At 40.3% G+C, this 14,376-nt stretch carries 6 protein-coding genes and 1 pseudogene; all 7 read right to left on the bottom strand.

Annotated elements, in window-relative coordinates; all coding sequences use genetic code 11:
• Positions 1-54: 54 nt before the first annotated feature.
• The 7 genes and pseudogenes from QI031_RS25635 to QI031_RS25610 all read right to left on the bottom strand — a co-directional run bounded on the left by QI031_RS25635 (position 55) and on the right by QI031_RS25610 (position 14,011).
• Positions 55-435 carry a nuclear transport factor 2 family protein gene (locus QI031_RS25635; RefSeq protein WP_281482404.1) on the bottom strand — a complete coding sequence of 127 codons (381 nt, stop codon included), beginning with the start codon at positions 433-435 and terminating at the stop codon, positions 55-57.
• Between the two features lie 55 nt (positions 436-490).
• Positions 491-3,700 carry an amino acid adenylation domain-containing protein gene (locus QI031_RS25630; protein ID WP_281482403.1) on the bottom strand — a complete coding sequence of 1,070 codons (3,210 nt, stop codon included), beginning with the start codon at positions 3,698-3,700 and terminating at the stop codon, positions 491-493.
• Between the two features lie 62 nt (positions 3,701-3,762).
• Positions 3,763-10,368: an amino acid adenylation domain-containing protein gene (locus QI031_RS25625; RefSeq protein ID WP_425525990.1), complete on the bottom strand. Its 6,606-nt coding sequence runs from the start codon at positions 10,366-10,368 to the stop codon at positions 3,763-3,765.
• Between the two features lie 286 nt (positions 10,369-10,654).
• Positions 10,655-11,047, bottom strand: coding sequence for a hypothetical protein (locus tag QI031_RS25620; RefSeq protein ID WP_281482401.1), 393 nt, complete (start codon positions 11,045-11,047; stop codon positions 10,655-10,657).
• A gap of 179 nt (positions 11,048-11,226) precedes the next feature.
• The gene (locus tag QI031_RS25615) at positions 11,227-12,504 is read right to left on the bottom strand and encodes a 3-isopropylmalate dehydratase large subunit (RefSeq protein ID WP_425526044.1); all 1,278 of its coding nucleotides are present in this window, start codon (positions 12,502-12,504) and stop codon (positions 11,227-11,229) included.
• A 132-nt stretch (positions 12,505-12,636) separates the two neighbouring features.
• Positions 12,637-12,780: pseudogene (locus tag QI031_RS31795) on the bottom strand (3-isopropylmalate dehydratase); the annotation flags it as partial.
• A 139-nt stretch (positions 12,781-12,919) separates the two neighbouring features.
• Positions 12,920-14,011: an isocitrate/isopropylmalate dehydrogenase family protein gene (locus tag QI031_RS25610; protein WP_281482399.1), complete on the bottom strand. Its 1,092-nt coding sequence runs from the start codon at positions 14,009-14,011 to the stop codon at positions 12,920-12,922.
• Positions 14,012-14,376 lie beyond the last annotated feature (365 nt).

Below are 14,376 nucleotides of genomic sequence, written 5' to 3'. Positions count from 1 at the left end.
ACAAAGTAAAAATATTTTTAGACTTTAATCATGAAGACTAAAATATTTTATATTTTATACTGCTGGTCTAAAAAAATAGCTACGTCGAGTTTTGAATTTACCATTTTTAAAAGAATAAACATCCACGAAACGCTCATTAAGTTGAGAGCCATTTTTATGTATACCAATAAAACTCCCCCAGCAAGCACCATAATTATTGTCAATCACAATATATTCAATGTAATGTTGACCAGAGGCAATAATTCTCTCATACTGATAAAATCTTAGGAGTTTATCAAGCCCAATAAAAGGCTGGTAACCGGGACGTTCATAGATAATATTTTCATCAAAGCAATTTTTGAGTAAATTCCAATCAGAAGAATCAACAGCAGCAAAGAAGGTGACAATTAATTGCTTTTTGTCAGTAAGATTAGATAAAGTAATGGTTGTTGACATATTTTTACTCCTGGGAATTTTGCATTCATCTACTTCATATTGCTATGACGAATTATCAAAACAGTAATTGCTGTGTCACCTCCTCTTCTGATAACTGATCCACCTCTGCCAAAATTCTCGCTAAATCGTCATTTTCTGCTTGCTCAATTTGTTGTTCCATCACTTTTTGAGCCAGTTCAGCAATAGTTGGATTTTCAAACAAATAACGCAAAGAGAAATCTAGAGCAAAAACCTCTCTTAATCGAGAAATCGCTTGAGTAGCCAGTAAAGAATGTCCTCCTAACTCAAAAAAGTTATCGTGAACTCCCACCTGTGTTAACTTCAAAACTTCAGTCCAAATTGTGGCTAGTTCTTTTTCAATTGGTGTGCTAGGAGCAATAAAATCAACCTCTAGATTTCTTTGCGTAATATCGGGAATAGGTAAAGCACGCCAATTTACTTTACCGTTAGTAGTTAGGGGTAAAGCAAAGATAACTACAAAAGCAGCAGGAATCATGTAATCTGGGAGCTTTTTTTTCAGAAAGTTGCGTAAGTTGCTGCTAGTTAGCGTGTTATCTTTTGCGACTACATAGGCTGTTAATAATTTCTTTCCTGGTTCATCTTCTCGCGCAATCGCTACCACCTGTTGAATATGAGGATGTTGAATTAAACTTTTTTCAATCTCTGCTAATTCAATACGAAAACCACGAATTTTTACTTGTGTATCAATTCGTCCAATAAATTCTAGATTCCCATCATTGAGACGACAGACTAAATCTCCGGTTTTGTAAAGGGTATCTCCTGCAATAAAAGGATTAGGAATAAATTTTTCTTGAGTTAATTGTCGCTGGTTTAAATAACCTCTAGCAATACTCGCACCACCCACATATAGTTCGCCAGGAACACCAACTGGAACTCTATGTAAATTTTCATCTAGTATGTAAGCTATTCTATCGCCAATGGGTTGACCAATGGGAATGGAATTGGCATTTTCAGAAAGTTTTTGAGGAATAGGATAACAACAAATAAATACGGTACACTCTGAAGGCCCATAACCATTGATTATTTGAGTTGCTGGTAGTAATTCTAAGGCACGACGAACATGATTTATAGATAGAGATTCTCCACCAATGAGCAGTTGTTTAACACACAATAAACTTTGGGGTATTTGATCAATGATTAAATTGAAAAATGCAGAAGTTAGCCATAGGATGTTAACTCTTTGTTCTTGAATAATTTGGCTTAAACCTTCTGGTGTCGGAATTTTGTCAGGATAAAGTACACAGCGTCCACCATACAGCAATGGTGTCCACATTTCTAGCGTGAGTCCATCCCAAGAAATAGATGAATGTTGTAGCCAAATCTGGTTTGCATCAAGTTGAATATAATCAACCCCAAACATAAAACCAAGAATGCTACGATGGGTAACTTCTGTACCTTTTGGTGTTCCGGTAGAGCCAGAAGTATAAATGATATAAGCTAAATTTTCTGGAGTAACGTCAATTGATAAATTATCTTCTTGATATTGAGTTATAACTTCCCAATTTTGATCAAGATTTACTACAGTTTGATTATTGAGTGGAAGCCTATTTTGTAAATGAGTTTGGGTGAGTAATATAAGTGTTTGTGTATCTTCCAGCATAAAAGCTAATCTTTCAGCCGGATAAGCGGGATCTAGTGGTACATAAGCCCCGCCAGCTTTAAGAATAGCGAGTATCCCAATCACCATTTCTAAGGAACGCTCAACACAAATTCCTACACGAACTTCTGGTTTCACTCCCAAGGATTTTAAATAATGAGCTAATTGATTAGCACGGTGATTTAATTCTTGATAAGTTAAAGATTGTTCTTTATATACAACTGCTATATTATTAGGGGTTTTCTCTACCTGTGATTCAAATAAAACATTAATACATTGATAATTAATAGAGTCTTTTGATTGATGATTTTCCAGCGAAATTAATTCCGCTTCTTCCTCTGCGCTGAGTAAAGATAGCTGGGAAATATCTTGTTGGATATTAGCTGTAATTCCTATGAGCAATGTTTGGAAATGCCCAATCATTCGGGTAATTGACTGCCGATCAAAGCAGCTAGTATCATAAACGATTCTGCCAGCTAATTCTAAACCAGGATTAATTACCACAGTTAGAGGATAATTTGTGCGTTCAAAACAACTAATATTACTAATTTTTAAGGTTTTCTTGATTTCTTGTTTATGAGAATCTAACGGATAATTTTCAAATACTAAAATACTGTCAAATAGTGACATTCCTGTAGGAATATCACTCATTTGTTGAATATCTGCTAAGGAACAATAAACATACTGTTCTTGTTCCAAAGCTTGGGTTTGTAACTGCTTAAGCCAAGCTAATAATTCTGTTTTGGCTGTAACTTTTGCACGGATGGGAAGAGTATTAATTAATAGTCCCACCATTGAGTCTACTTGCTCAAGGGTAGCAGGACGACCTGACACAGTTGCACCAAAAACTACATCGCTTTCGCCACTATAACGGGAAATTAGTAACGCCCATGCACCCTGTACCAAATTATTCAAGGTTAAATGATACTGTCGCGCTATAGATTGTAATTTTTCAGTTAACGTTTGAGATAATTGAAAACGTTGCTCGTTATATATTCCTTTTCCCTGATTACCTGCCAATAAAGTAGAATTTTCTAACCCCTGAAGAGTTTTTCGCCAAAAGTCCTTCGCTTGCTCACTATCCTGTTGCTGTAACCACTCAATATATTCTCGATAAGGGCGAACAGGTTGGAGGCGTAAATTTTCACATCGATGATTTGCTTCATACAAAGCGAGAACTTCTTTGAGGATAATCTGCATTGACCAACCATCAAAAAGAATATGATGGTGACTCCAAATAAATTGGTAGGTTTGCTCCCCTAACTGAATGATTGTAAAGCGCATCAGAGGAGCTTGAGCTAGATCGAATCCCTTTTGGCGATCGCTTTTTAACCACTCCTCTAGCTGCTGCTGTTGTTGATCAGGTGTGAAATTTTGCCAGTCTAGCTTCACCCAAGGAAGAACCACGCGCTTACTCACCATTTGTAAAGGCTTTTCTATCTCCTCCCAATAAAACGAACTGCGTAACACAGAATGTCGCGCTACAACCTGTTCCCAAGCTTGTTGGAAAGCCGGAAAATTCAAATCCCCACAGAGAATGCAAAGCAACTGCTCAAAATAAACTTCCGATTCAGGTGCATAAAGGGTATGAAACAACATCCCCTGTTGCATAGGTGAAAGTTCATATAAGTCTTCGATGTTTTGCATTTTTACCTCTTACTTGGGAATTTTTGTACAGACGCAATTCATCGCGTCTCTGTAAATTCTGACTAGTTCTTGTTAATTTTCGCCAGGAATTTATCTAGCTGTGTTTGATTGATTTTTGCTGCTGAAAAGTCTGATGGAGTATAGCTTTGAGAATCTTTTGATTGACAGTGATTAATGAGAGTTTTTAACGCCGCCATAAATCCTGACGCTAACTTTTCAATAGTTTCTCGCTTGTGAATTTTATCGCTATAAGCCCAAGTCATTTGCAGTTTTCCCGCACGAATAAAGCCACTAATTCCTAATAAGTGACTACGTCTATTTAGTAAGCTTTGCTCTGATTTGAATTGTTTAGCTACACCCAAAACTTGGTCAAATTGTCCCAGGTAATTAAAACTAACTTGTGCTGAAGGTAGCGACTGTAATTGTTCACGAATTGTCGGATTTTCGCTTAAATATCGCAATCCACCATAACCAATTCCTCGGTTGGGAATGCGTCGCAGTTGTTCTTTAATGGACTTTAAAGCTTCTCCTGGATGGTTAATTTCTTGTAGCTGTAACCCAACAGGGAATAATGTTGTAAACCAACCAACAGTCCGCGACAAATCTACATCCTCAAATAAGTCTTCCCGTCCATGTCCTTCTAAATCAATTAGTAAAGAACTTTCACCTGTCCACTGTGTAAAACTTTGTACCAAAGCAGTCAAAAGTACATCATTAATTTGCGTGTTGTATGCAGAAGGTACATCCTGTAATAAAGCGCGTGTCTGTGCTTCAGTTAAAGCCAGGGATACAGACGCAGTTGCAGATACGATGTTATTTTCGTCACTTAATGCATAGTCTAATGGTAAAGCTGTAACCGGAATATTAGATTGACTTAACCAGTAATCTAACTGCGTGACAGCTTGTGATTGAGTATATTCTGTTAAGCGATCGCTCCAATATTGCCAAGAAGTTGTTTTCGCTGGTAATTTAATCACCTCACCCCGAATAATTTGTTGGTAAGCAGTCGCTAAGTCTTCCAATAAAATCCGCCAGGAAACCCCATCAACTGCTAAGTGATGGATGATGAAGAGTAAATAATTAGGGCGATCGCTACCTAATTGGAATAAGGCAAATTGTGCAATTTTTCCCGTAGCCAAATCCAAACTAATCTGTAGTTCAGCATCCGTAGTTGCGATCGCTGTTTGCTGTTCTGCTGGCGAAAGGTGCGACAAATCAAAGACGCTCAATGGTACAGATTCCTGAACAGAAGCGTTAATTTGTAGCCAGTTTTCCCCTTCTTTTACAAACCGCAAGCGCAAAGCATCGTGATGTGCTAACAACTGTTGTACTACTTGCTGCAATAATTCAGGTTGCAAATCTGAGGGAACTTCTAGCAGTGCTGACTGGTTAAAGTAATCAGCTTCGGGTAACTTCTGCTCGAAAAACCAATGTTGAATCGGTGTCAATGCAACAGAACCAGTAACTAACCCTTGTTCAGCGTTAATTTGACGAGTCATACCTGCTACAGTCGCTAACTCAGCAATGGTTTGATATTTAAATAGCTGTTTAGCTGCAATTTGAATACCCGCCTGATTAGCTTTAGAAATTAACTGAATGCTGAGAATCGAATCGCCACCCAATTCAAAAAAGTTATCGTGAATGCCAACATTTTCTACTCTTAAAACTGCCGACCAAATCGCCACTAGTTTCTCTTCTATCAGTGTGCGTGGAGCAATAAATTTATCTTCCGTACTCCGAGAAAAATCGGGTATTGGTAGCGCACGATAGTCTACCTTTTGGTTAGCAGTCATCGGTATGCTTTCCAGCAGCATAAACGCCGCCGGAATCATGTAATTTGGTAGTTTCTGCTTGAGAAAATCGCGCAGTTCATCAATAGTTGGTGGCACTGCTTGCGGTACTACATAAGCCACCAGCCGCTTACTTCGGCTTTGCTCAGTACAAGTTTGTCCGGGGATTTCCTCATGTGCGATCGCCGCTAGGCGTGCCGTAGGTATCGCAACTGTTTGTAAAACTTGTGGATGTTGTCGCAATACCGCTTCAATTTCCCCCAACTCGATACGGAAGCCGCGAATCTTCACCTGATTATCAACTCTACCCAGGTATTCCAGCTTGCCATCGGTACGGAATCTGACTAAATCCCCAGTCTTATATAATCTACATCCTTCCGCCTTCTCAATAAATTTCTCATTGGTTAATTCTGGACGTTGCCAATATCCTCTCGCTAATCCTGCTCCCCCAATATGCAATTCTCCGGGAACGCCTATCGGTGCTGGTTGCAGATATCGATCCAAAACATACACCTGAGCATTACTAATCGCTCGTCCAATACTCACAGAGGTAGCTGCTGGGGTTAAGCGTTCTAATGTGGTGACAACCGTTGCTTCTGTCGGCCCGTAAGTGTTGAATAATTGCGGTGCTGGGGAAAGATGAGCCACACAACTATGCCAATGCTGGACTTTTTCTAGTTGAACGGCTTCACCACCAATAATTACAGTTCTTAAATTTGCAGGAATACGGGAATCTTGGGGGTTCAGTTCCGCGACTAACTGATGCCAATATGCAGTAGGTAAATCCAAAACAGTTAACTGCCATTTTTGACAACACCGCCAAAAATCCTCACTAGAGTTGAGCATTTCTTCGGTGCGTAAAACTAAGGTTGCACCGACGCACAAACAAGGAAGGATTTCTTCAATGGATGTATCAAAGCAGATTGAGGCAAATTGCAGTACCTGATCGCTAGCTTTGATGCCATATTCCTCAATGGCGGTGTTCACAAAATTCATCAATGAGCAATGTTCAATCGTTACCCCCTTGGGTTTACCTGTAGAACCAGAGGTGTAGATAATGTAAGCCAAGTTATCAAGTTGAACTTCGCTAATTGGATTGGCTGTACTTTGTGGCGCAATTAATCGCCAATCCGTATCTAAACAAATGGTTTTACCGCTATAAACTAGCAATTGATCACTGAATTTATCTTGGGTTAGCAAAAAGCGCAGTTGAGTATCTGCAAGAATCTCCGCGATGCGCTCTTGAGGATAAGCTGGATCGAGAGGAACATAAGCACCACCAGCTTTGAGAATCCCCAATAAGCCAGCAATCATCTCTAGGGAACGCTCAACGCAGATACCAACCAGGGTTTCTGGTTTAACTCCCAAACTTTGCAAATAGTGAGCTATTTTGTTAGCGCGATCGCTCAATTCGCGGTAAGTCAATTTTTGCCCATCTTGTTCCACAGCTACAGCATCCGGTGTTAACTCTACCTGTGCTTCAAACAATTTATGGATACAGTTTTTCTCGGTATATTCCCTATCAGTCTGATTCCATTCTCCTAGCAATTTTTGTTGAGATGGAGTAACCAGAGGTATTTGAGCAATTTGTTGTTCTGGGTTAGCTACCATCTCAATGAGTACCTGTTCATACTGCTCTAGCATCGCTTGAATGGTTTCAGCATCGAACAGGTCGCTGTTATATTCCAAAACTAGGGTAATTCCTTTTGCGCCTGTTTTCGCGCCATGCTGTACGCTTTGTTCAAACCTGGGGATAACTAGGAAATCAAGATCAAATTTTGCCGATTTGTTACTAGCTGGTTCCTGCAAGGTGATGTCCAAGCCAGGGAAATTTAAATGCGGCTTGGCGGAATTATGGAAGCTGAACATCACCTGAAACAGGGGATTGTGGCTTAGGTTGCGAACTGGTCTAATCGCTTCGACCACTTTATCGAATGGTACATCTTCGTTGGCGTAAGCTTCCATTGTCACTTGGCGTACACGTTCGAGTAATTCCCGCACTGTGGGATTACCTGAAACATCAGTGCGTAACACCAAGTTATTGACAATCATGCCAATTAACTTCTCAACTTCCTGCATCCGGCGATTAGCAACCGCAGAACCGACAAAAATATCGTCTTGCCCAGTATATCGATGCAACAGCACTTTAAAAGCTGCCAACATCGTCATAAATAAGGTGACACCTTCTTGATGGCTGAAAACTCTCAGAGATTCGCACAAATCGACCGGAAGCTCCATCCTGATATGATCGCCATTGTAAGTTTGCTCTTTGGGTCGCGGGCGATCGCAGGGTAATTCCAACAAAGGCGGAATACCTGATAACTTTTGTTGCCAATATCTTAATTGGGCTTGAGCTGCGGCGGTTTTCGCCCATTCACGCTGCCAATGAGCATAGTCTGCAAACTGCAAACTGAGTTCTGGTAATGGGGAGGGTTGACCAGCACAGAAGGCGTGATAAAGTTCCACCAACTCACTCAAAAAGACGTTAAAAGACCAACCATCATGAGCTATATGATGTTCAACATGGGTCAATATATAGTCTTGGTCGTTTAACTTGAAAACAACCCACTTAATTATCGGTAGTTGCGTCATATCCAAGTGCGTTTGCACTTCTGCATCTACCAATTTTTGTGCAGCTGTTTCCCGTTCAGATTCGGGGAGTGGTTGGAGGTCAATGACAGCAAAACTGATGGGTTCGTGTGGGTTAATTACCTGATATAGCCTCCCATTTACCTCTTGATAAGTCGTGCGGAAAATTTCATGTCGTCGCACAATCTCATCAAGAGAGCGTTGTAATACAGAGACATCCAGGCGACCTTTAAATCGCATTGTCGCCTGGAATTGGTAGGCGCTATTTTCTGGTGCTAATTGTTGGATAAAGTAGATTCGCTCTTGAGAAAAGGCAACTGGCAAGAGTCCTTCATGGGGAATTTGCTGGATGACTGGACGTTGACGTTGTTGTTCTTCACTTGCAATCAGTTGAGCCAGAGTTGCGATCGTCGGGTGAGTAAATATCTGTGGAAAGAATAATTCAACTGCAAAAACTTCCCGGACACGCGCCAGCATTTGAGTAGCAATTAGGGAATGACCGCCCAGATGGAAAAAATTATCGTTGACTCCAATGACATCGAGTCCCAGTAACTCAGTCCAGATAGCCGCTAACTTTTCTTCAATCGGGTTACGAGGTGCAACAAAGGTTTCTGCTAAATCGGGGCGCGTGCGCGCAGGTGCGGGGAGATTACGACGATCAACTTTGCCATTAACCGTCAGGGGCAAAGAGTCGAGAATCATCAAGGCAGCTGGAACCATGTAACTCGGCAACTTTTCTTCCAGAAAGCGTTTTAAGGTAATGGTGTTTGTTGCCAATTTTTGATGAGGAACAATATAAGCAACTAGCCGTTTGTCACCAGGAATATCTTCGCGGACAATTACCACTGCCTGCTGTACATCCGGATGTTGGCTCAAAAGTGTCTCAATTTCGCCTAATTCAATCCGAAAACCGCGAATCTTTACCTGATGATCAACTCGCCCCAAAAACTCAATATTACCGTCTGGTAAATACCGCGCTAAATCTCCCGTTTTATATAAAGTTAGAGACTGGGAACAAGGAGACAAACAAGAATCATCAATGCCCCATGCCCCATGCCCCATGCCCAATTTAATAAACCTTTCCTTCGTTAACTCTGGACGGTTTAAGTAACCTTTTGCCAAGCCGTCACCGCCAAGATAGATTTCGCCAGGAGTACCAACGGGAACTGGTTGGAGTTCAGAGTCTAGTAGATATATTTGTGTATTAGATATTGGGCAACCAATGGGTATATTTGTTACTCCTTTTGCAACATCCTTAACTAGATACCAACAAGAGAATGTTGTATTTTCCGTCGGGCCGTAAACGTGCAGTAAGTGCTGTGGTGCGCCATTCCTCAGAACTGCTTTCACTGATTTGGGATCTACCGCCTCGCCGCCAAACAGCAAGTAGCGCAGGCTTTGAAATGCTTGCGGTACAACCCTAGCAAACTGATTAAATAAGGCTGTGGTTAAAAATAAAACGCTGATTCCTTGTTCGCGGATGTACTCTGCAAAATGCTGGAGTGAAAGTACAACATTCTGAGGAACTACTACCAAAGTAGCTCCATGTAGCAGCGCTCCCCAAATCTCAAATGTGGATGCATCGAATGAAGTATTTGAAGCTTGAGCTATGCGATCGCTTGCTGCTAATTGTACGTAATTAGTGTTGCATACTAGCCGATTTACAGCTCGATGCGGTACAGCAACTCCCTTGGGCGTACCTGTAGAGCCAGATGTGTAAATTACATAAGCTAAATTTTCTGCCGTTACATAGCTATTAGGATTATCTTGGCTTTGCCGATCAATTAATTCCCAATCCGTATCTAGACAAATCGTCTGTACTTTGCTTGCAGAGAACTCTGTGACAAACTTCTGCTGAGTTAATAACACTTGCAATTGTGCATCCGCCACCATAAACGATAAACGTTCTTGGGGATAGGTTGGATCTAAGGGAAGATATGCACCACCAGCCTTGAGAATCCCCAATAAGCCAGCGATCGCATCTAGGGAACGTTCTACACAAATCCCTACCAGAACTTCTGGTTTAACATCCAAAGATTGCAAATAATGAGCAACTTGATTAGCTCGGTGATTTAACTCTTGATAAGTAATTTGCTGTCCATCAAAGACGACTGCAATATTATCTGGTGTTTTTTCTACTTGTGATGCAAATAATTCATGCACGCACAAATCTTGATGATAATCTACCTTTGTATCATTCCATTCCACTAATATTTTATGCAATTCCTGCTCAGTTAAACCTGGATTTTTTTCGACAGCACGATTTGAGTTAATCACCATTTCTTCCACAACTTCTTATATAAATCGATGCTTTATTTAATCAATACTAATTACCAATGTATATGACTAACTAATATTAACTTCCAATTTAGTATTTGATGATTTTTACATATTACAGGTAAAAATTATCAACCTGTCATTGATTTAATTTTTGCTCAAAAAAATGCAAGTGCAAAGTGCTTTCATAGTATAGAAAAGGCCTTTGAGAGAATAATCCGTTGAAATCGGACTCATAGGCCATTTTCTATTCTTATCGTAATTTTGATAATGCCACCAAAACTAGCAGTGAAACTATTTATTCTTCGACGATTTCGACTGTCCGTGGCCCTTCAACAGTTTCGGCATAAGTAGTATGTTCTGGACTAAGATGGTTTTTCAGTTTGAGTTTTAGCTCGTCAGAAATTGGTAAATCATTAATTTCTTTGAGGAGAACTCTTACAGATTCGTTTTTGCTCCGTTCTGAATAAACAGCTTTCAAAATAGCTTCAACCCCGAATCCAGAGATAGCATCTCCTAACACTCCAGCCAAACCAAGTAAACCTATCCCGCCAATAATACCTAACGGGCCTCCTACTGCTGTGAGAGCAGCAACAATAGCAGCATTGCTACCTGCTGATGAAGCTGCCAAAACTACAAGAATTATGCCAGGAAGACCTAGACCAGCTAGTTTTTTTACGAGTTCGTCCATGTGAATTACCCTATGTCCTTGTATTGTTGGTTAAAACTTTTCTAGTTGTATGAAATTGGCATCTTTATGGATATAGATAAAGCAACCGATTTCAAAATCTACACTAAATTAAATAAAAGACACTCGCGCTTAAATAAAGCTAAATTTTTAACATTTTTCTCCTGGTTATATCTGCATTTTTAATCTAGAAAGTGGCTAATTTTACCTTTTACGGCTGATATCGCCACTGTTCTTGGAGAAGCCAAATAGTTTTTGCCTGTAGGATCGCCACTGCGTCCTTTAAAGTTGCGATTGGTTGCATAAACTCCCGTTTCTTCTTTGTTCAAAACCCCAATTCCAGAATTGATACAAGCGCCACAACCTGTCTTCAAAATCTTTGCGCCTGCTTGAGCAAAAATATCGAGATAGCCTAATGTTTCAGCTTGCTTGCGAATTTCTACAGAAGCAGGAACAATAAATAAGTCAACTCCATCTGCGAGTTGACGACCTTGCAAAACTGCCGCAGCTTCAGCTAAATCGTAAAGTTTGCCTCCTGTACAAGAGCCAATAAAAGCTTTAGTAATCGGAGTTTCTTGTAATTGGCTAATCGCAACTACTCGATCTGGTTTTGGAGGAAGGGCTACTTGTGGTTCTAGATGAGTGAGGTCAAATTGATATACTTTTTCGTACTCAGCTTCAGCATCGGCCATAACTTCTGCAAATTCTTGGCTAGAGCGACTCTTGACGTAATCCCGCATCATGTCATCAGGCACAATTAAGCCACAGATAGCGCCACATTCAACAGCCATATTCGCTAAAGTTAAGCGTTCATCAAAGGGTAGCTGTTCTAGGATTGACCCGCTAAATTCCATCACTTTACCAGTAGCGCCAGCACAGCTGATTTGTCCCAGAATAAACAGGATAATATCTTTAGCACTGATATGGGGTGGTAAAGTTCCAGACAACTCAAATACTAATGTTGGCGGAACGCGAATCCATATATCCCCCATTGCAAAGATATTAGCCATATCTGTAGTTCCAACCCCAGTAGAAAAGGCTCCTAATGCTCCATAGGTGCAAGTATGGGAATCTGTACCAGCAATGATCATTCCTGGACGTACAAATCCTTTTTCTGGGAGTAAAACATGACAGATACCTGCTGCTTCACCTGGGGAAACTAGGTCAAATAAATAACATCCTTGGTCTTTGGCAAAATCAACCATCTGTTGATACATGAGATTGGCTTTGCGGTCATTACGGATGTCATTAACTTGAATAAAGTGATCTGCTACCAAAACCACCCTTTGAGCATCCCATAATTTTGCCTCTGCTCCATAGTGCTGATAAAATGTCCTGGCTACAGGCGCAGCTACAGCATCATGAGATAAAGCTAAATCAACCTTGGCAAAGACCACTTCTCCTGGTTGGACGTAGGGATTACCGGAGGCTTGAGCGAGGAGTTTTTCGACTAAAGTCATCGGTCTTTTGGATGTAACGCTCCCAGGAATGGTAATTTTTCCTTGACGACGCATCTGATTAAAAGGGATTAGTCCTCCAGCTTTGGCGATCGCATCTACTACCGGATTTTCTGGTTTTGCTCCTAAAATTTCTAGGGGTAGCCCAATATTGATGCTGTTGCGATAAAAAATTTCTGCAAATGATTTTGCCTGAATCTTTTGAATACCAGCAGCTTTGAGGGCAATGGGGGCAATTTCTCGACTAGAGCCACAACCAAAATTTTCTCCAGCTGCGATCGCATTGTATTTGAGTAATTCTCCTACTCCCACCACGTGTTCTAAAGCATAATATTTTAACGAGTCAGGATCGTCTGCCGTGGCTCGATTGGCAGGAATAATATCATCGGTATTAATATCATCTCCTAACTGTAAAACTTTATCTAAATGACTCATGAAATACCCCCATTTCAGAATTTTGTTTGCTATCAATTTCTGCTAATAAAAGGTCAATTAATTCTTCAGTATTGACCAATATTTCTGAACCTTGGGTATACAAATCTGCTGTCCGATATCCTTTGGCTAAAACTCGCTCTTGTGCTGCCATAATTCGTTGTGCAGCTCTTACTTCACCCCACTGCTGGAGCATTAAAACACAAGCTCCCAAAGTTCCTAGAGGATTAGCAATTCCTTTACCAGCAATGTCTGGAGCTGTACCGTGAATTGCTTCGTATAGTCCAAATCCATCAGCATTTAAGCTAGCTGATCCTAACAAGCCAACAGAGCCAACTAAAGCACCACCAATATCGCTGAGAATATCTCCAAATAAATTACCTGCCAAAATTACATCAAATCTCTGGGGATTCATCACCATTTGCATGGCTAAGTTATCCACTAACATTGATTCGACAACAACCTCTGGAAAATTGATGGCTTCTGCTTGTACTAGCTGCGTCCAAGGTAAATTAGGTAAGGCATTTTCTTTGTGGGCGATGGTGAGTAATCCTCGGCGTTGTTGGGCTTTTTGCAAAGCTTGACGAGCTATACGCCGAATCTCTTCATCGTAATAAAGCATAGTATGGTAGCCATAAGCTCCCTTTTCATCTGTCGCACGTCCAGCTAGGCCAAAATATATCCCACTGACCAATTCACGAATTATCAGTATATCGAGTCCTTGTACTTTCTCTGGTTTCAGGCTTGATTTATGCACCAAACTTTTAACCATCCGAATTGGACGGAGATTGCAAAAAAAATCATAGTGCTTTCGCAGTTCTAGCAGTCCACCCTGAGTAACCGCACCAAATAGAATCCCATCAGATCCATTACATAGCTCAACCGTGGCTTGAGGAAAATCACTACCAAATTTTTCTAATGCTGTTGCGCCTAACCAACCATAATCTACCTGCAAAATAAATTCTTCTAGTTTAGCTACTTGTTGTAAAACTTTTAAGGAAGCTGCTACAACCTCTGTGCCAATTCCTTCTCCAGGAATAGCAACAATACGATAATACGGATTATTTAAAGACCTCATTTCTCCGCTAAAAATTAAACCTCAAATTAAAGCCTGAAAAATCAAGTTTAGACACTACATATAAGGTAATTAAAAAAACAATACTCTATAAGACTCATATTTGATTTAGAGAAAAAACTTAGTACACCCTGAAATCTCTTGTTCCCTGCGATGCACTGAGCGTACTTGTGCTGAGCGCAGTCGAAGTAGCCGAAGTGTTCTCCGTTTACTCCTTATGCAAATATATTGATTAATCAAATCGGGTTGCTATATAATACGTCTTCCAACTTACTGTAATCAGATTTAAAACATTTTTTGATTAATTAAATTTTGCTCTTAGATATTCTCATGTTAATTATAAAAATACAATAACAGTTAAGACAGTT

The sequence above is a fragment of the Halotia branconii CENA392 genome, from assembly GCF_029953635.1.
Lineage (GTDB): Bacteria > Cyanobacteriota > Cyanobacteriia > Cyanobacteriales > Nostocaceae > Halotia > Halotia branconii.
Note: the sequence above shows the minus strand (reverse complement) of the source record. Positions and strands in the feature narration are given on the sequence as shown.